General features: G+C 74.1%; 17 protein-coding genes, 2 tRNA genes and 1 riboswitch. Of the genes, 6 read left to right on the forward strand and 13 right to left on the reverse strand.

Features of this window, described 5'->3' with window-relative positions; genetic code table 11:
- Positions 1-95 precede the first annotated feature (95 nt).
- Positions 96-1,484 (reverse strand): ricin-type beta-trefoil lectin domain protein, encoded by a 1,389-nt coding sequence (locus tag J7523_RS04980; protein ID WP_291883043.1) that lies wholly within the window; start codon positions 1,482-1,484, stop codon positions 96-98.
- 318 nt (positions 1,485-1,802) lie between these two features.
- Between J7523_RS04980 and J7523_RS04985 the strand changes: the two genes are divergently transcribed.
- Together J7523_RS04985 and J7523_RS04990 are read left to right on the forward strand one after the other, a co-directional pair.
- Complete coding sequence (locus tag J7523_RS04985) at positions 1,803-2,405, forward strand: GNAT family N-acetyltransferase (protein WP_291883045.1); 603 nt, start codon at positions 1,803-1,805, stop codon at positions 2,403-2,405.
- A gap of 119 nt (positions 2,406-2,524) precedes the next feature.
- Positions 2,525-2,731 (forward strand): dodecin domain-containing protein, encoded by a 207-nt coding sequence (locus tag J7523_RS04990; RefSeq protein WP_291883048.1) that lies wholly within the window; start codon positions 2,525-2,527, stop codon positions 2,729-2,731.
- A gap of 62 nt (positions 2,732-2,793) precedes the next feature.
- Here J7523_RS04990 and J7523_RS04995 read toward each other — a convergent pair whose 3' ends face one another.
- Positions 2,794-3,174 (reverse strand): VOC family protein, encoded by a 381-nt coding sequence (locus J7523_RS04995; RefSeq protein WP_291883051.1) that lies wholly within the window; start codon positions 3,172-3,174, stop codon positions 2,794-2,796.
- A 114-nt stretch (positions 3,175-3,288) separates the two neighbouring features.
- On the opposite strand from J7523_RS04995, the gene J7523_RS05000 reads away from it, so the two are divergent.
- The gene (locus J7523_RS05000; protein WP_291883054.1) at positions 3,289-4,236 is read left to right on the forward strand and encodes a DUF808 domain-containing protein; all 948 of its coding nucleotides are present in this window, start codon (positions 3,289-3,291) and stop codon (positions 4,234-4,236) included.
- A 221-nt stretch (positions 4,237-4,457) separates the two neighbouring features.
- A complete protein-coding gene (locus J7523_RS05005; RefSeq protein ID WP_291883057.1) occupies positions 4,458-5,426 on the forward strand; it encodes a hypothetical protein in 969 nt (322 codons plus the stop codon).
- Between the two features lie 65 nt (positions 5,427-5,491).
- Here J7523_RS05005 and J7523_RS05010 read toward each other — a convergent pair whose 3' ends face one another.
- From J7523_RS05010 to J7523_RS05050, 9 genes are all read right to left on the reverse strand, one after another.
- Positions 5,492-6,553: a glycosyltransferase family 2 protein gene (locus tag J7523_RS05010; protein ID WP_291883060.1), complete on the reverse strand. Its 1,062-nt coding sequence runs from the start codon at positions 6,551-6,553 to the stop codon at positions 5,492-5,494.
- Between the two features lie 80 nt (positions 6,554-6,633).
- Positions 6,634-6,774 (reverse strand): hypothetical protein, encoded by a 141-nt coding sequence (locus J7523_RS05015; protein ID WP_291883062.1) that lies wholly within the window; start codon positions 6,772-6,774, stop codon positions 6,634-6,636.
- Positions 6,771-6,950 (reverse strand): hypothetical protein, encoded by a 180-nt coding sequence (locus J7523_RS05020; RefSeq protein WP_291883066.1) that lies wholly within the window; start codon positions 6,948-6,950, stop codon positions 6,771-6,773. Before J7523_RS05020 ends, J7523_RS05015 begins: the two co-directional genes overlap by 4 nt.
- A 169-nt stretch (positions 6,951-7,119) precedes the next feature.
- Positions 7,120-8,733 carry a DNA polymerase ligase N-terminal domain-containing protein gene (locus J7523_RS05025; RefSeq protein WP_291883069.1) on the reverse strand — a complete coding sequence of 538 codons (1,614 nt, stop codon included), beginning with the start codon at positions 8,731-8,733 and terminating at the stop codon, positions 7,120-7,122.
- 25 nt (positions 8,734-8,758) lie between these two features.
- Positions 8,759-9,235, reverse strand: coding sequence for a PPOX class F420-dependent oxidoreductase (locus J7523_RS05030; RefSeq protein WP_291883072.1), 477 nt, complete (start codon positions 9,233-9,235; stop codon positions 8,759-8,761).
- 77 nt (positions 9,236-9,312) lie between these two features.
- Complete coding sequence (locus J7523_RS05035; protein ID WP_291883075.1) at positions 9,313-12,108, reverse strand: hypothetical protein; 2,796 nt, start codon at positions 12,106-12,108, stop codon at positions 9,313-9,315.
- Between the two features lie 237 nt (positions 12,109-12,345).
- Positions 12,346-12,421, reverse strand: a tRNA-Asn gene (locus J7523_RS05040).
- Between the two features lie 79 nt (positions 12,422-12,500).
- The gene (locus J7523_RS05045; protein ID WP_291883078.1) at positions 12,501-13,013 is read right to left on the reverse strand and encodes a hypothetical protein; all 513 of its coding nucleotides are present in this window, start codon (positions 13,011-13,013) and stop codon (positions 12,501-12,503) included.
- Between the two features lie 85 nt (positions 13,014-13,098).
- Positions 13,099-13,172 (reverse strand) — tRNA-Ile (locus J7523_RS05050).
- Between the two features lie 113 nt (positions 13,173-13,285).
- Between J7523_RS05050 and J7523_RS05055 the strand changes: the two genes are divergently transcribed.
- On the forward strand, positions 13,286-14,095 hold the full coding sequence (locus J7523_RS05055) for a DUF1206 domain-containing protein (RefSeq protein WP_291883080.1): 810 nt from the start codon (positions 13,286-13,288) through the stop codon (positions 14,093-14,095).
- 160 nt (positions 14,096-14,255) lie between these two features.
- Positions 14,256-14,330, forward strand: a riboswitch (cyclic di-GMP riboswitch).
- Positions 14,331-14,346: 16 nt separating this feature from the next.
- Positions 14,347-14,571, forward strand: a complete 225-nt coding sequence (locus J7523_RS05060) for a BldC family transcriptional regulator (protein WP_291883082.1) — start codon at positions 14,347-14,349, stop codon at positions 14,569-14,571.
- A 104-nt stretch (positions 14,572-14,675) separates the two neighbouring features.
- Here the strand turns inward: J7523_RS05060 and J7523_RS05065 are convergent, their stop codons facing one another.
- Positions 14,676-15,218: a TetR/AcrR family transcriptional regulator gene (locus J7523_RS05065; RefSeq protein WP_291883085.1), complete on the reverse strand. Its 543-nt coding sequence runs from the start codon at positions 15,216-15,218 to the stop codon at positions 14,676-14,678.
- A 22-nt stretch (positions 15,219-15,240) separates the two neighbouring features.
- Positions 15,241-17,160 (reverse strand): YhgE/Pip domain-containing protein, encoded by a 1,920-nt coding sequence (locus tag J7523_RS05070; RefSeq protein WP_291883088.1) that lies wholly within the window; start codon positions 17,158-17,160, stop codon positions 15,241-15,243.
- Between the last annotated feature and the right edge of the window lie 3 nt (positions 17,161-17,163).

Raw genomic sequence — 17,163 nt, forward strand, 5'->3', positions numbered from 1 at the left:
CTCTGCCGGCGGAACCACGCGGCGCCGGGGGACGCCGCGCGCGGGCCGGCGCCGGGGAGCGGACGGTCACGCTCCCCGGCACCGGGTCGGGCGGGTCAGCTGTGCAGCGTCCACTTCTGGGCGCCGGAGCCGTTGCAGTCCCAGATCTGGACCTGGGTGCCCGCGGTCGTCGAGCCGCTCGGGTTGTCGAGGCATCGGTTCGACTGCGGGTTGTAGTAGCCGCCGTTGCGCGGGATCCACACCTGCGCGGCGGTGTTGTTGCAGTCGTAGAGCTGCACCTTGGTGCCGTTGGCGGTGCCGCCGCCGGCGATGTCGAGGCACTTGCCCTGGACGTGCAGGGTCGTGCCGGCCTCGACGAACGTCCACTTCTGGGCGACGGTGCCGTTGCAGCCCCAGATCTGGATCTTGTTGCCGTTCGCGGTGCTCGCCGCGTCGTTGTCGAGGCACAGGCCGTTCGCGTTGGTGATCGAGCCGCCCGTGACGGTCCCGCCGCCACCGCCACCGCCGCCGCCACCACCGCCGCCGCCCGAGCCGCCCGCGGTGTACGCGGCGACGTAGTCGACGACCATGGGCACGCCCGACTGGGTCGCACTCGTCGGGCCGCCGCCGAACGCGGCCGGGAAGCCGCCGCCGATCGCGACGTTGAGGATCATGAAGAACCCGTGGTGCGTCGCGTTGTTCCAGGTGGTCGCGTCGACCTGGTTGGCGTTGATCGTGAAGTAGTTCGCGCCGTCGAGGTAGAACCGCAGCTGCTCGGGCGAGACGCTGCGGTCCTGCTCCACGGCGTACGTGTGGAAGCCGGTCTGGCAGCCGCTGCACGCGCGCTCACCGCTCGTGATGCCGGTGGTCTCGTTGCACGGTCCGCCCGGGTTGGTGCCGCAGTGCAGCGCGGCGAACACCGAGCTGCGGCCGTTGATGTCCTCCATGACGTCGATCTCGCCGATGGACGGCCAACCGGTCGCACCCGTGCCGCGGGCGGCCGCGCCCAGCGCCCAGAACGCGGGCCAGTACCCGGCGGCCCCGGCGCCGCTGACGTTGGGCTGCTGCAGGCGGGCCTCGAGACGCAGCTTGCCGCCGGCGGGGGCGGCGAGGTCGGTGCGCTGGGTCTCGATGCGGCCGCTCGTCCACTGACCGGAGGCGTTGCGGATCGGCTTGATGACGAGGTTGCCGGCGCCGTCCTGGTAGACGTTCGCGGTGCTGCTCGTCATCGTCTCGATCTCGCCGGTGCCCCAGTTCGACGCGCCGCCCGGATAGCCGGTGCCGGTCGCGTACTGCCAGCTCGAGGTGTTCACCCCGGTGTTGGCGGCGCCGTTGAAGTCGTCGAGGAACTGCTGGGTCCAGCCGGACGGCGTGGGCGGCGCGGCGGCCGAGGCGTCGCCCGCGCCCGCGAGGGCCGCGACGGTGAGGCCGACCGCGACGAGCGCGGCGCGGGGCACCAGGCGGCGTGCGCGGGTGCGGAGGGCGGAGGAGGGGACTGGTGTCATGGAGGTGCACCACTTTCTCGGTGGGCTGCATGAACGGTCGGGCGTCGGTCGGCGACGGGCGCGCGGAACCGGCCGGGGGCGCGGGTGCGCTCCGGCGGCGGCACGATGCAGTCAGTCGTCGGTCGACGCGTCGAGAGCGCTCCGGGGGAACGGTCTCAGTCGGCGCTCGTCGGTGAGCGCGGGCGGGGGAGCCGTGTCGACGCACGGGCGAACGCGCTGATCAGGTCGCTTTCGCCGGATGCCACCGTATTGGTCCTGGTGACACGAGTCAACATGGGGTCTGTCGGGTGGGGCGGACTGGGGTCTACTGTCGCGGGGGTGGACGACGCACCCATCACGGTCGACGGCTACCGGATCGCACCCCTCGGTCCGTCGACGTGGGACGCGTACGCGGCCCTGGCCGAGCGGCACAACGGCGTCTGGGGCGGGTGCTGGTGCACCTACTTCCACCTCTACCCCGACCCGAAGGAGGAGCGCCGGGCGATCGGGAACCGCGAGTTCAAGCGCCGGCTCGTCGAGGCGGGCCGCACGCACGCGGCCGTGGTCTTCGACGGCGACGAGGCGGTCGCGTGGGCCCAGTTCGGGCCCGTCGACGAGCTGCCGAACATCCACCACCGCAAGGAGTGGGAGCAGACCGCCACCCGCCGGCCGGACTACCGGATCACGTGCCTGTTCGTCGACCGTCGCTACCGGCGGCAGGGGATGGCCTCCGTCGCGGTCCGTGGGGCGCTCGCGATGATCGCCGCCGCGGGCGGCGGGCTCGTCGAGTCGTACCCGCACGACCTCGAGCCGGGCAAGCGCGTCTCGGCGTCGTTCCTCTACAACGCCACACGCACGATGTACGAGGAGCTGGGCTTCACCTACGACAGACCCAAGGGCCAGGGCAACTGCGTGATGACGGCCGAGGTCGCGGCCGGCTGAGCCCCCGGGCGTCGCCGAGCGCACCCGGCCCGTGGGCGCGTGCGCCGTCCGTCCGGTCGCTGGTTCGGCCGAGCGCGACCACGATGGGTCGCGTCGGCACCGAGCGAGGGGAGCTCAGCATGAGCGTGTACCGCGTGATCGACGTCATCGGCACCAGCGCCACCTCCTGGGAGGAGGCAGCGGCGGAGGCCATCGGCACCGCTGCGGGATCGCTGCACGACCTCCGGGTCGCGGAGGTCACCAAGCAGGACGTCGTCGTCGGCGAGGACGGCGCGCTGCTCTACCGCACCCGGATCCAGCTCTCGTTCAAGTACCAGCCCGAGTAGTCGGGCCGGTCGGTCAGCGGTGCGGCGCGGGCCGCCCCGCAGGTCGCGCGTGCCCGTCCGGCTCAGCGCGCCGGCGGCTGGATCAGGTCCCAGGCGCCGCCGTAGAGGTCCTCGAACACCGCGACGGTTCCGTAGGTCTCGTGCCGCGGCTCCTCCCGGAACCGCACGCCGTGCGCGAGCATGCGCGTGTGCTGGGCGGCGAAGTCGTCCGTCTCGAGGAAGAACGCGACGTCCGGGCCTGCCTGCGCGCCGACCGGCGCGTTCTCGTCGGCGAGGGCCAGCACGAGCCCGGTGCCGCCGTCGGGCGGTCCGACGACGACCCGGCGCCACCCGCCGTCGAACGTCTCGTCCTGCCGGACGGCGAACCCGAGGGCGTCGACGAAGAACGCGAGCGCCTCGTCGCGGTCCCGGACGAGGTAGGTGACGTCGCGCAGCCGGATCATGCTGCGAGCCTAGGCGCGTGGCCGTCGCGCCTGTGGTCGGCCGACCCGGTCGCGGGACGGCCTGTGTCAGGATCTCCCGAGCGCGACGCGCGCGTGACGTGAGGGAGAACTCTGATGGCAGGCGGTCTCGCCGCGCTTCTCGACGACATCGCCGCCCTGGCGAAGCTCGCCGCCGCGTCCGTGGACGACGTGTCCGCGGCCGCCGGCCGTGCGAGCGCGAAGGCCGCGGGCGTCGTCATCGACGACACCGCCGTGACCCCGCGGTACGTGCACGGGTTCACGCCGGACCGCGAGCTGCCGATCATCCGGCGCATCGCGGTCGGCTCGCTGCGCAACAAGCTGCTGTTCATCCTCCCGGCGGCCCTGCTGCTCAGCCAGTTCGTGCCATGGCTGCTCACCCCGATCCTCATGGTCGGTGGCGCGTACCTGTCGTACGAGGGCGCCGAGAAGATCTGGGAGCTCGTCAGCGGGCACGCGAAGGAGCACACCACGACCCCGGTGGCGACGCAGGGGGCCGACACCGAGAAGACGATGGTCGGCGGCGCGATCCGCACCGACTTCATCCTGTCGGCCGAGATCATGGTGATCGCCCTCAACGAGGTCGCCGACGAGCCGTTCGTGTCCCGCGCGCTCATCCTCGCGATCGTCGCGCTCGCGATCACCGCACTCGTCTACGGCGTCGTCGGGCTCATCGTGAAGCTCGACGACATCGGGCTGCACCTCGCGGGTCGCAGCAACGCGGCGGTCGCCGCGACGGGGCGGGTCCTCGTCCGCGCGATGCCGAAGATCCTGTCGGTCCTGTCGTCCGTCGGGATCGTCGCGATGCTGTGGGTCGGCGGGCACATCCTGCTGTCGGGCGTCGACGAGCTCGGCTGGCACGCGCCGTTCGAGGTGCTGCACCACCTCGAGGAGGCCGTGCACGGTGTGCCGGGCGTCGGCGGGCTGCTCGCGTGGCTCGTCGACACGCTCGGGTCCGCGCTCGTCGGTCTCGTGGTGGGTGCCCTGATCGTGGCCGTGATGCACGTGGTCCCGCGTCGGCGGAAGGCCGAGCCGGCGCACTGACGGGAGTCCTCACGCGCCGGCCGCGCGTCCTGCAGGTCGGATGGCTGCCGGGTGCGGGGCGGCCTCGACAAGATCGCAGGTGCCCGGTTTGCGCCGACTGGGCGAAATCGTCCCGGAAAGTTGGTGTTCGGACCGCAGGGCGTCCACCATCGTGCCTCGACAGCGGGGACCGAGCGCCGCGCAGGGCTGCGCCACCTGTCCCGCCCGTGCAGGGGGCTCACATGCGTACGCACATCCGCACCGTCGCCGTCGCCGTCGGACTCGTGGCAGGCCTGGTCGGCGTCGCCGCACCGAGCCAGGCCCGGTCCGACGCGGGCGCCGTCCTGGACCTCGGCATCGACGAGTGCGCGAACGACGTGAACGGGCTCGGCGCCGTCGTCACGACCACACACCTGTACCGGCAGGGGCGCACGTACGCGCTGCCGGGCGGCCTCGACGCCGCCGCGCGGATCAACGACCGTGGCCAGGTCGCCGGCACCGACGGCGACCTCGCCGCGCTGTGGGACGGCCGTCGCCTCGTGCGCATCGGCGTCGCGGACCCCGCGGACACCTACTCGTACGCGACGGGGCTCAACACCCGCGGCGACGTCGTCGGCACGTCGGGCAGCTACGGGGGCCGCACCCGTGCGTTCGTCTGGAGCGGCGGCACCGTGCGCGTCCTGCCTGACCTCGGCGGCAACGCCGGCGCGACCGGCATCAACGCGGCCGGCCAGGTCGTCGGCTACGTGCGCTCCGCCACCGGGCCGCAGCGCGCCGCCCTGTGGGAGCCCGACGGCACCCTCGTCCAGCTGGGTGCGCTCGGCGACGGCGGCGGTCACAGCCTCGCGGCGGCCATCAACGACCGCGGCGACGTCGTCGGCTACAGCTACACCCAGACCGGTGCCGGACCCGTGCGGGCCGTCCGCTGGGGCGCGACGCGTGCCGTCGAGCCGATCGACGGCGGCGGCACCGTGTTCGCCCAGGCCGCCGACGTCAACGGACGCGGCCGGGTCGTCGGGAACCTCCAGCTCGCGGACGGCTACCAGCAGGGCTTCGTGCGCGACGCGCAGGGCGAGGTGCGACCGCTGGCGCCGCAGGCCGACGGTGACACGAGCGTGCTCAACGCGGTCAACGAGTCCGGGACCGCCGTCGGGTGCGTGGTCGCCGCGGACGGCACCGAGCGCGCGGTCATGGTCTACGGGACCCGCTGAGACCTCAGCGACGCCGACCCACGAGCGTCGCGACGCCCGGACCGTCGGCGCGGCGTCCGGGCCTCTCAGAGCACGGCGCGACGTCGCAGCGCCGCGACGCTGGACGCCGCGCGCACCAGCCGACGGCCGCGGTACGGCACGCCCCCGGTGAGCCGCATCGCGAGTGCCACCCACGTGCACACGGCGCGCTCCAGCAGCCACACCGGTGCCAGCGCCACGGCGGACGCAGGGAAGACGCCGGCCCCACCCGCGCGGTGCCGGCCATGCCATGCGACCAGGGTCACGGCCCCGAGGACGCTCACGACGGGTGCGGGTCTGCGCCGGACGAGAGCCGCGAGCAGGACGGGGAGCACGGCTGCCTCGGCGGCGAGCCGGGCGGGCTGGGCGAAGCTGTCGTACGCCTGGCGCACCCGTTGCGACCAGAACGTCCGCGACGACGGAGGCCGGCGCGCCACGCACAGGCCAGGTGCCCGGACCTCCCGCCCACCGGCGGCCACGACTGTCCGGATGAGCTCCAGGTTCTCGAACAGCACGTCCCCGTCGTAGCCCCCCGCATGCAGCAGCCGGGACCGCCGGACGACGAGGGTGCCGGGGAAGTCGTCGCCGAGCCCACGGTTGACGAGGGTGCGGGCGGTGTCCCACCGCGCGTGCCACGGGAGCGGGCGGAAGACGTTTTGCACACGCACGACGTCCGCCCCGTCGAGCAGCGCCAGGGCGGTACGCAGCTCGGCCACGGTCCAGCGGACGTCGTCGTCCGCGATCACCGCCGCCTCGGCCCGCGCCAGGTGCACGCCGGTCATGACACCCGCCACCTTCCCGTTCCGCCCGGGCCACGGTGCGGGCGGCACGTGCCGGACGTTCGGCGGCCAGGCAGCCCGGTGCGCGGCGAACAGGGGCTCGGGTGAGCCGTCGACCACCGTGACCGGCACGTGCGTCACGAGGTCCGTGAGGTAGTCGGTCAGCTCGTCGAGCGCGTCGTCCCGCTGCCAGCGCAGGGGCAGGACGTACTCGGCAGGCAGCAGGTCACCGTCCATCGGCCACCCGGTCAGGTCGACGCGGCGGCCGGTCGGCGGCGAGCGCCTGGCGCGCTGGGCCCTCGTCGTCTCGGCCCGCGTCGGCTGGTCCATCGTCGCTCCCGTGCCCTCGTCGGGGCCGGTGCTGGACCTCCTCCGAGCGTAGGGCGCGTGCGCGACCTCGCACCCGGCCGTCACGCCGGCGGCTCGGCGTCCCCCTTGTCGGCCGGCTGCTCGGTTGTCTCGTCGTTCGGGTCCCAGTCGGCAGCCTCAGCAGCCGACCACGTGTCCGGCGTGGGGGCGGGAGGCAGGTCGCTGCCGGTGCTCTCGGTCATGCCACGGACCTCCTGCGCGCGCCGCTCCCGGCGTCCGCCGTCCCGCGAGGCCGTGCGCTCGCTGTCAGCGCCCGCTCGCGCTGGTGCAGGCGCTCGCACGCGCGGGCAAGTGACGGCACCGGGTGCTCCTTGCCGCACTCGGCGCACACCCACGGGTCGGGACTCTGGTTGCTCATGCGCGTCTCCTCACCGGCCCGCGCGGACCGTGCGAGGCCCCGGCAGGCTGCACGGCCTCTCGCTCGATGGTGTGCCCGCACGGCCGGGCCGGCCACCCGAGGCGGCCCGCGTTCCTCGGGTGGCGCCGCGAGCCGAGCTCGCGGCGGGTCGTCGCCGACCCGGGGCCGTTCACCCCAGCGGCGGGAGCACCTGGTCCGCCGCAAGCACGGTCCGGAAGGGGTCGCCCCGTTCGGCGACCCGCTCCAGGATCGTGCGCACCGTGAACGCGTCGGGCCTGAGCCACGGCTCGTCGAGCTCGTCCCACGTGATCGGTGCCGACACGGGCGCCCCGGCCGCCGCCCGCGGGCTGTACGGGGCGACGAGCGTCTTGTTGATCGCGTTCTGCGTGTAGTCGAGCCTGGCCTGGCCGCCGCGCTCGCGGACCTCCCAGCGCCAGCTCACCAGGTCCGGCACGACCTTGCCGACGGTGCGGGAGACCCGTTCGACCCACGCGCGGGTCTCGTCGAAGGACGGACCGGTCGCGATCGGGACCCACACCTGGATCCCACGGCGACCCGTCAGCTTGGGCTGCGCCCGGACGCCCAGGTGCTCGAACGCGTCGCGGTGCAGCCGGGCCAGCAGCAGCACGTCCTCCCACGACGTCGAGGTGCCCGGGTCGAGGTCGATCAGGGCGTACGTCGGCAGGTGCGGGTGGCTCGTCCGGGACGTCCACGCGTGCCACTCCAGCGCGCCGAAGTTGGCGGCCCAGACGAGCGCCGCGGGCTCGTCCACGACGAGGTAGGTCGTGGTCTCGCCGGGGTCGGCCTCGGGGTTGTCCCACCGGCCGATCCACTCGGGCGCGTGGTCGGGCAGCTGCTTGTGCCAGAACCCCTTGCTCCCGGCGCCCTGCGGGTACCGGTGCATGTTGAGCGCCCGCCCTCGCAGGTAGGGCAGCACGACCGGCCCGATCTGCGCGGCGTACCGGACGAGCTCGCGCTTCGTCACCGGGTCCTCGCCCTCGCGCGCAGGAAACAGCACCTTGTCGAGGTTCGTCAGCTTCAGACGTCGGCCGTGCACCTCCCACGTGCCTGCCGGCCCGAGGTCGTCGAGGGCGGCCAGATCGTCGGCGGTGGGCGCGGGCCAGGTCTCGGGGTGCAGGTCGACCGACGCCTGCGCAGCCGGCAGGTCCGAGCGCCAGAGCCGGTCGGGGTCGGCCTTGACCTCGTCGTTCGTCCTCCCGGACAGGACGGAGCGAGGGTGGTCCTCGGCGTCCCAGCCGGCCACGGCGTGCTCGTCCTTCTTGTGCAGCAGCAGCCACTGCTCCTTGCCGCTGCGCTCGTCCGCCTCGCCGCGCCGCACGAGCACGAAGTGGCCCCGGAGCTTGGACCCGTGCACCTCGGCGTGCAGCTCGCCCGCGGCGATCTCCGCCCGCGGGTCGCCGGTCTTGTACGGCACCCACGTGCCGGTGTCCCACACGATGACGTCCCCGCCGCCGTACTCGCCGGCCGGGATGACGCCCTCGAAGTCGATGTACTCGAGCGGGTGGTCCTCGACGTGCACCGCCATCCGGCGGGCGGCCGGGTCCAGGGTCGGACCCCGAGGCACGGCCCAGCTGACGAGCACGCCGTCGACCTCGAACCGCAGGTCGTAGTGCAGCCGGCGGGCGCGGTGCCGCTGGACGACGAACCGCCGCGCCTGCGGCTCGTCGTCCGTGCGCGGCCGTGCACCGGAGGGCTCCGGCGTGCGGCTGAAGTCCCGCATCGACCGGTACCTCTCGAGGTCGGCGTCCTTCTTCGGCACCATCCGCGTCCGTCCGTCGGGCCTGCGGTCAGCCGTCGAGCCGCGCCGCGACGTCGGCCGGGAAGCCACCGGTCGCGACCGGCCCCCACCGGGTCGGCGTGATCCGGATGAGCGACTTGCCCTGCACCCGCATCGCGGCGCGGTACTCGTCCCAGTCGGGGTGCTCGCCCGCGATGCACCGGTAGTAGTCCACGAGCGCGTCCTCCGCGTCGGGCATGTGCAGCACCTCCGCCGTGCCGTCGACCTGCACCCACGCGCCCCCGAAGTCGTCGGACAGGACGCACACGCTGACCTGCGGGTCGCGCTCGGCGTTGACCGCCTTGGCGCGCCCGGGGTAGGTCGAGACGACGAGGCGGCCCTCCTGGTCGACACCGCCGGTGACGGGGGAGACCTGCGGCCGGCCGTCCTTGCGGGTCGTGACGAGCACGAAGCTGTGCCGGTCGCGGACGAAGTCCAGCAGGCCGGTGCGGTCGACGGTCGTGGTGGTGGCGATGGTGCGCGGCATGGCTCCACCGTAGGAGCGATCGGCACCGGCCGTCCGGTCGGCGTGCGTGGTCAGCGTTCGACGCCCCGCCGCGGCCGTCACCGGGCGAGGTCGTCCAACCATGCGCGTCCCGCGTCGCTGAGCCGGGCCCGCTCGTGAGCGCGCAGACCGGGAACCGCGCTCAGCCTCGCCGACACGGCCGCCGCGTTCGACCGGAGCGCCGCTGCATCGGTCGCCCCGACGTCGACGAGGACCTTCGCGACCTCGACGAGGTGCGAACCCAGCTCCCGCTCGGGGATCGTGAGGACGGCCGCGAAGTCGACCTGCCGGCGTGCCTCTGCGCGTGACACGTGGACCAGGTCGGCCAGCACCCCGGGCGCCGTGGCCGCGACGGTCGCCGCCGAGGTCAGCCCCGCCGCCTTCAACGCGGTCGCGGACGCGGCGAACGGCGGCACCGAGAGCAGGCCCTCGGAGACGGCCGCCTCCCACATCTCGTCGCGCCGGCGCAACGGCTCGAGCGCCGGGTCGTCCAGGCTCCACTCCCGGTTCGGCTTGTCCACGGACACCACGCCGTACAGCGCGAGCGCGCGGTCGATCTCGCGGTCCGCGACGAGCACGCACATCGCGTTGTACGCACGCGGACCGAGGTCGTGCAGGGCGACGGCGCCGATCCGGTTGTGCTCCTCGACCGTCCACGACGCACCGGACGACCCGGCCCCGGTTCCCGTGGTGTGCTTCTCGACGGCCGCTGCCAGCACCACGACCTGCGCGTCGAGCTCGTCGAGGAACATGACCAGCTGCGGCGACGGCCGAGCTGCCCGTGCTGCGGCGATCGCGGACCTCAGCTCCCGCCAGGCCGCGTCGAGCCGGCGCACCGCGACCGTCTCCCGGGGCTTCGTCGCCAGGACGTTGAGCGTCACCGCGACGCACGCGTTGAGCAGGCGCAGCCGGGTCGCCTCGCTCGCGCCGGGCTCGGGCGGGTCGGAGTCCTGCAGACCGCGCCTGGACGGGTCGCCGATCCACGGCAGGTCGGCGGGCGGCTGCGGCAGCACCGAGGCGGCCGCTCGCGCGGCGGCGGTCGCCCCGCGCGCGGCCCGTTCCGCGTCGGTCCGGCTGCGCTCGGCGAGGTCGGCCGCGACGACCGCCCGGGCCGTCATCGTGCTCGCCACGGACGCCTGCGCGTCGCGGGCGGACCCGGCGGACCTGGCACGCGCCGCCCAGGCCGCGGCGGCCCGGGCCAGCACGTCGGTGAGGTCGGCCCAACAGACCGACTCGGCGTCGGACCGCGATGCGGCGTCCCGCTCACCCACCGCGCGTCGCAGAGCCGCCCGGGCCGTGAGCACCTGCGCGCTCGTGGCCGCCCCCGCGGCCTCCGCCTCCACCACGACGTCGAGGGCGGACCGGGCGGCGAGCACCGCCGTCGCGGCAGTGCGGGCAGCCACGGCCGACGCGACCGCGCTGCGTGCCGAGCCCGCCGCCGCCCGGGCTGCCGCCGTCGACGACGGTCCGGGCCCGTACCGCGTCGACTCCTCGTACAGCCACTGCGCGTACCCCTCGGCCACCGCGGCGTCGTCGCGGTCGCGGTAGAGGCTCTCGTGCAGGGCGATCCGGGTGAACGGGTTGTCCTCGAGCAGCGCCGCCGCCGAGAGCATGCGCCGCACCTCGGCCTTGTCCGTCGTGGCCGGCGGTGCGACCTGCGGCTGGGTCGACGCGACCATGCCGATGCTCTTCCAGCTGCGGCTCCCGAGCAGCCCCTCGAAGCCGACCCGTTCCCGGTAGCCGTCGGCCAGGGTCAGGAGCACGAACGACGCGACGAGCACGTCGGACGTGGCCGACGGCATGCCCGTCCCCAGGACGTCCGCGCGCACGATCGTCGAGTCCATCGTGCGCCCGTTGCGCGTCACCACGACGGCGGTCCCGTCCGCCGTCTTGTCGAGGACGACCTTCCACGGCGTGAACCCGAGCACCGCCGACAGGGCGGTGACGATCGACGACAGCCAGCTCGCCTGCGGCACCTTGGTGACCGCGTCGGACAGGACGGACACGTCGGTCCCGACGGGCACCTCCAGTCCTCGCGGTGGGTCGGCGCCGAGCTTGCGCAGGATCGCGAGGATCCGCGACGCCGACGGCGCGTCCTGGTCGTCCGACGACGTGGCGTCGATCGTGATCCGCAGCCGGCTCGCGAGCCCGTACGACAGCGCGAACGCCCCGCACCCGCCGACGACGGCGGCACCGGCGACGACGGCGACCAGCGGCCACCGCTGCAGTGCGGGGGCCCACAGCGTGAACATCAGCCCGGACACCACGGCGGCGACGGCCCCCGCGGCGACCCGCCGGCTCGCCTTCCTGCCGTCGCGGAACGCGAGGCTCGCCGGGTACGCCTGGACGAGCACACGGCCGACCACGAGCCAGCCGAACGTGATCGCGAGCGCCACGGCCGCGGGTGCCCCGAGAGGCTCCAGGCGTGCCTTCGAGAACGCGGTCCACTGCGTGCCGCGGTCCTGCGCCCAGGTGGTGTCGGTCGTCAGCCGCACGACGTCGGGGTCCTTGGCGTCGAGCTTCTTGGCGGCCGCGAGCAGCTCGGGTGCGTTCGCCGGGCGCGGGGAGGCCTCGGCGGCCTTGACGAGCTTGTCGGCCTCCGCCTGGTTGCGTCGCGCGGCGCGGGTCTCGGCGGGGCACAACGTGCCGGTATCGCGGCGCGCGAGGGCGTCGAGCTCCTGCTCGCGCTCGTCCAGCAGCGTCAGTGCCGCGCCGGGGTCGGCCGCGCGCACCAGCTCGGCCGCTCGCGCGCACAGCACGTCCGACGCACCCTGCGAGGCGGCCGGGAGAAGCAGGACCATCGCGGCGGCCGCCGCGACCACGGCCGACCACCTGATGAGCCCCCGCGCTGACACCCGGGCCGCCTCCTTGAGCGCTGATGCCTGCTCGCGGGACCCAGGTTCCTCTTCCGGCCCGTCGCGCGCACGTGGACGGTCGACGGGCCGTTCGACTCCGGGCCGACGTGCGGCGCCTGACCCGTCCAGGCGTCGGACGAGACGGCAGCGCCGTTCGGCCGCGTCGACGTCACGGAGCAGCCGCACGCAGCACGAAGGCCCCTGACTCCCGTCGCCGCGGGTCAGAGGCCTCTGGTGTGGCTCCCTCGACTGGACTCGAACCAGTAACCGTCCGATTAACAGTCGGATGCTCTGCCAATTGAGCTACGAGGGATCGTGCGGGAAGAAACTCTAGCAGCCGTTCAGGGGTGCCTCTGACCATGCCGGAGCCGTCGCGAGCGGCCCCGGAACGGTCACCGGGGGAGCCCGACGGTGTCCCGGACCTCGGCCTCAGCAGCGTCGACGGCGGCCGTGACGGCGGGGTCGGCGAGGTCGACGACCCCGTCGGGGATCACCTGGGTGAAGAGCTCGCCGTCCTCGTCGCGACGCAGCGCGACCCGCACGCGTCGCCCGTCGGGCACGGCCGCGGTGACGACGTGCACCACGGACTGCTGGACCCGTTCGCGGAACGTCTGGCTGAACGTCCGCGCACCGGGCTCCTCGGGGAACACGATCTGGCTGGTCGCCCCCCACACCCACCGCACGCTCAGGGTGCGCGTGGCTGGGTCGAGCGTCCCGCCGTCCACGTCGCACCACGGCGACCGGGCGACCTCGTCGCTGTTGAGCACGTGGAGGGCGCGTCGGGTCGCGACGACCCACTGGCCGTCGGCGAGCTCGGTGCTCGCGAGGACGGTGTCGCCGGACCGCAGGTCGAGCCGGGCGCGTTCGGCGGCGGGGAGGCGGCGCCGTCGGGAGAACAGTGGCACCGCATCACGGTACCGGCGCTCGACGGCGGTCCCGCGCACCCCGCCGCGACCAGATGCCCGTACGGCGACGTCGCGTCACGCTGGGTGGGGCAGGTGGGGCTTGAACCCACGACCCACGGATTATGAGTCCGCTGCTCTGACCGGCTGAGCTACTGCCCCCGAGGACGCCGCTCAGGTTACGGCACCACCCCCAGGTGCCTCCGGTCGCCGACACGCCTCGGGTCTGCCAGCATCGGCGCGTCCGCCGCGGACCCACGAGGACGGAGACGGTCATGACGACGCAGCAGGCGACCGCGCACGCGGCGCGTTCCTGGGAGGTGGCGGCCCGGCTCGGGTACGTCGTGAGCGGTGTGCTGCACGCGCTGATCGGCCTGCTCGCGCTGAGGCTCGCGCTCGGTGACACGTCGCAGGAGGCGGACCAGTCGGGTGCGCTGCAGACGGTCGCACAGACGCCGTTCGGTGCCGTGGTGCTGTGGTTCGCCGTCGTGGCCTTCGCCGCGCTGGGCGCCTGGCAGGCCGCGATCGCGCTCCGGGGCCGGCCCGGCGGGTCGCCAGGGCTGGGCGAACGGTCGACGGGCGACCGGGCCAAGGCGGGCGGGAAGGCCGTCGTCTACCTGGCACTGGCGGCGACGTCGTACGCGTTCGCGACGGGCGGCGGGAAGTCGAGCGACCAGCAGACGACGGACACGACGACGCGGCTGATGCAGGCGCCCGGCGGCCGGGTGCTGGTCGGTGCGGTGGGCGTGGCGGTGGTCGTCGTCGGCGTCTACCACGTGGTCAAGGGTGCGCGGCAGAAGTTCCTCGAGGACCTGCGCGGGCTGCCGGGCGGGCGCGCCGGCACGGCCGTGCGGTGGTCGGGGATGGTCGGGTACGTGGCGAAGGGCGTCGCGCTGGCGATCGTCGGTGTGCTGTTCGTGCTGGCCGCCTGGCATGCGAACCCGCAGGAGGCGGGGGGCATCGACACGGCGTTGCGGACGCTGCAGCGGCAGCCTGCGGGTGATCTCCTGCTGGCGCTCGTGGCGGTGGGCCTCATGGCGTTCGGGGTCTACTCGTTCGTCCGCGCGAGGTTCGGGAAGGTGTGACGGGCCGCTGACCTGCGGCGACACCTGGACGGGCGTCCAGGAGGCGCGCGCACTCATCCGGACCGTCCGGATGCGTCCGATCTGAAATCACCCGTTTGCCGACGAAACAGGTGCTGGACGTACTTGCACAAGTGTCCAGATTCGGTCATAGTTCCTTTGTCAGCGACAACGGCAAACCCGCTGCAAGGCGGGGACGCAAAGCCACGGGGCCCACGAGGCCAGCCGAGCTACCGAACGACAAGGAGAACGACATGGCTCTGTCCACCCCCACCACGGACGCCCCCCTCTCGCAGGGTGCCCTGCTCACGCCCGGTGAGGTGGCTGTGCTGTTCCGCGTGGACCCCAAGACGGTCACCCGCTGGGCCCAGGCCGGCAAGCTGTCGGCCGTCCGCACCCTCGGCGGCCACCGCCGGTTCCACGAGGCCGAGGTGCGCCAGCTCCTCACGGGCGTCCCCACGCAGCGCGCGGGCGAGTGACCGCTTCACAGCTCTGAGTCCCGGCAGCTCCGGGGCACGACGACGCCGGTGGTGACGACGAGTCACCACCGGCGTCGTGCTGTGCGGGGGAGATGCACCAGCGCTCAGTGCACCGCGTCGAGCACCGCGCGGCACACGTCGTCGAGCGAGCGCTCCGGCTGGAACGCCAGCCACTCGAGGCCCGCGAGCAACGTGCCCCCGAAGATGGTGGCCGCGGTGATCGACGGGTCGCGCTCGGGCCACGCGTCGGCGACCACGGCCGCGAACGTGCCGATCGAGTCGTCGCGCAGCTGCCGGATCGAGTCCTGCCAGGACCGTCCGGTGCGGAACGCCTCGGCGACCATCACCTTCGCGAAGTCCGGGTGCTGGTGCACCTGCCGCAGCAGCTCCGCGACGAGCGCCTCGACGGCCTCGCGGCCGTGCAGCCCGTCGGCCGCCGTCCGCAGCGCCGCCGTCAACCGGCTGACGCCTTCGGCGATGATCGCCTCGAAGAGCCCGGTCTTCGACCCGAAGTTGTAGAACACGCTGCCCTTGGCCACGTGCGCGGCGGCGGCGATCTCGTCGACGGAGGTCGCGCTGAACCCTCGTTCGGCGACCAGCGCGAGCGCCGCCTCGACGATGTGCTGCCGGGTGTCCGTCGACCTCATGGCGGTCAGCCTCCCAGACGGTTCAGATCGACAGTGCCGGGTGCAGCCGGCTCAGGGTCCACGTGCGCATCCGGCCCGCACGCCACGACGTCACGGCCAGCGAACCCAGCAGCAGCACGACCATGTAGGCGACGGCGGACCAGAGCCGTGCGTCGGGGTCGCCGGTGAGCAGCGACCGTAGCCCGTCGACGCCGTAGCTCAGCGGCAGCAGCGGGTGGATGGCCCGGAAGAACGCGGGGGAGGTCTCGACCGGGTACGTGCCGCCGGCCGACGCGAGCTGGAGGACGAGCAGCGCGAGCGTCGTCACGCGACCCGCGGCGGTCCCGAGCAGGGACAGGATGGTCTGCTGCAGGGCCAGGAACGCGGCGACCACGAGCAGCAGGAACGCGAGCGCTCCGACGGGGTGGGTGGGGTCGAGCCCGACGAGCCGCATCACGCCGAGCAGCGCCGCGACCTGCACCACGCCGACGAGGGCCGCGGGGAGGTAGCCGGCGAGGGCCGTGCGCCACCCGGGCAGGGGTGTCGCGAGCGCGCGCGGCGGCACGGGCCGCAGGATCATCCACGTGACGACCCCGCCGAGGAACAGGGCGAGCGGCAGGAAGAACGGCGCGATGCCCTCGCCGAACCCCTCGGCGGTCGCGACGTCGTCGGTCGACAGCGTGACCGGTGTGGCCAGGGTCGCGGCGCGGGCCGCGCGCTGGTCGGCCGTGTCGTCCGGCACCTTGTCGGCACCCTGCGCGAGGGAGTCGGCGAGCGTGCCGGTGCCGTCGGTGAGCTGGTCGGTGCCGTCGGCGAGCGTGCCGGCACCCGCGGCCAGCGACCGCGCACCGTCGGCGACCTGCGCGGTCCCGTCCGCCAGCGACGACGCACCCGACGCCAGGCTCGACGACCCGGCGGCGACCTGCGACGTGCCGTCCCGCAGCGCGGCTGCCCCGTCGGCGGTGGCCCGGGCGCCGTCGTCGAGCGCACCGAGGCTGCTGCGTGCCGAGGCGAGCGCCGCGCCGTCGGGGAGCGCCTTCGAGGTCTGCTGGAGCTTGCCGAGCAACGCCGCGGCCGTCGGGTCGCCCGCCTGTGCCTGGGTCGCGAGGTAAGCGCCGACGTCGGTGAGCGTGCCCGACGCTGCGGGGAGCGCGGCGGCGAGCGCGTCGACCTGGCCGACGGCCGCGTGCACACCGGCGGCGACCTGGGCGCTCCCGTCCGCGACCTGCGCCGCCCCGTCGGCGGTCCGGTCCGCGCCCGTCGCGAGCGTGCGGGCACCCGAGTCGAGACGAGCGGCCCCGTCGGCGGCCTTCCGGGCACCCGACGCTAGCGTGCCCGCGCCGTCGGCGACGCTGTGCGCTCCGCCACCGAGCTGCGATGCCGCATCCCGCAGCCGCAGCGCTCCGTCGGACGCCGAGGCGAGCCCGTCGTGCGCCTGCCCGAGACCGACGAGGACGGCGTCGACGGCCTGCTCGCCCGCGGTGGCGGACACCGCGGCGCGGATCCGCTCCATCGCGGACCGGCCGAGCGAGCTCACGAGGAACGAGTTGGCGTCGTCGTACGTGACGTCGATCTGGGCGGCCGTCGGGGTGTCGCCGCCCGCTGAGACCAGGTCGGCCGAGAAGTCGGCCGGCACGGTCACGGCGAAGTAGTACCGCCCGTCGTGCACGCCGTCGGTGGCCTCGGCGGCGTCGGTGACGACCCAGTCGAGGTCCTTCGACGACGTCAGCTGCTCGACGAGGTCGTCGCCCGCGTGCACCGCGGTGCCGTCGCGCTGCGCACCGGTGTCGCTGTTCACGAGCGCGACGGGCAGCCGGTCGAGGTGTCCAGTCGGGTTCCAGAAGGCCCAGAGGTACAGCACGCCGTACAGGAGCGGCACGGCGATCATCGCGACGACGGCGAGGCGCGGCAGGGTGCCGCGGCCGAAGCGGCGCAGCTCGTTGCCTGAGGTGAACGGGAGCACGAG

The sequence above is a fragment of the Cellulomonas sp. genome, assembly GCF_017744555.1.
Taxonomy (GTDB): Bacteria; Actinomycetota; Actinomycetes; order Actinomycetales; family Cellulomonadaceae; genus Cellulomonas.

Excerpts from the sequence above, each read along its gene's own strand:
- J7523_RS04980 (WP_291883043.1), bottom strand. The coding sequence starts at position 1,484 with ATGACACCAGTCCCCTCCTCCGCCCTCCGCACCCGCGCACGCCGCCTG.
- J7523_RS04990 (WP_291883048.1), top strand. The coding sequence starts at position 2,525 with ATGAGCGTGTACCGCGTGATCGACGTCATCGGCACCAGCGCCACCTCC.
- J7523_RS04995 (WP_291883051.1), bottom strand. The coding sequence starts at position 3,174 with ATGATCCGGCTGCGCGACGTCACCTACCTCGTCCGGGACCGCGACGAG.
- J7523_RS05000 (WP_291883054.1), top strand. The coding sequence starts at position 3,289 with ATGGCAGGCGGTCTCGCCGCGCTTCTCGACGACATCGCCGCCCTGGCG.
- J7523_RS05005 (WP_291883057.1), top strand. The coding sequence starts at position 4,458 with ATGCGTACGCACATCCGCACCGTCGCCGTCGCCGTCGGACTCGTGGCA.
- J7523_RS05010 (WP_291883060.1), bottom strand. The coding sequence starts at position 6,553 with ATGGACCAGCCGACGCGGGCCGAGACGACGAGGGCCCAGCGCGCCAGG.
- J7523_RS05015 (WP_291883062.1), bottom strand. The coding sequence starts at position 6,774 with ATGACCGAGAGCACCGGCAGCGACCTGCCTCCCGCCCCCACGCCGGAC.
- J7523_RS05020 (WP_291883066.1), bottom strand. The coding sequence starts at position 6,950 with ATGAGCAACCAGAGTCCCGACCCGTGGGTGTGCGCCGAGTGCGGCAAG.
- J7523_RS05025 (WP_291883069.1), bottom strand. The coding sequence starts at position 8,733 with ATGGTGCCGAAGAAGGACGCCGACCTCGAGAGGTACCGGTCGATGCGG.
- J7523_RS05030 (WP_291883072.1), bottom strand. The coding sequence starts at position 9,235 with ATGCCGCGCACCATCGCCACCACCACGACCGTCGACCGCACCGGCCTG.
- J7523_RS05055 (WP_291883080.1), top strand. The coding sequence starts at position 13,286 with ATGACGACGCAGCAGGCGACCGCGCACGCGGCGCGTTCCTGGGAGGTG.
- J7523_RS05060 (WP_291883082.1), top strand. The coding sequence starts at position 14,347 with ATGGCTCTGTCCACCCCCACCACGGACGCCCCCCTCTCGCAGGGTGCC.
- J7523_RS05065 (WP_291883085.1), bottom strand. The coding sequence starts at position 15,218 with ATGAGGTCGACGGACACCCGGCAGCACATCGTCGAGGCGGCGCTCGCG.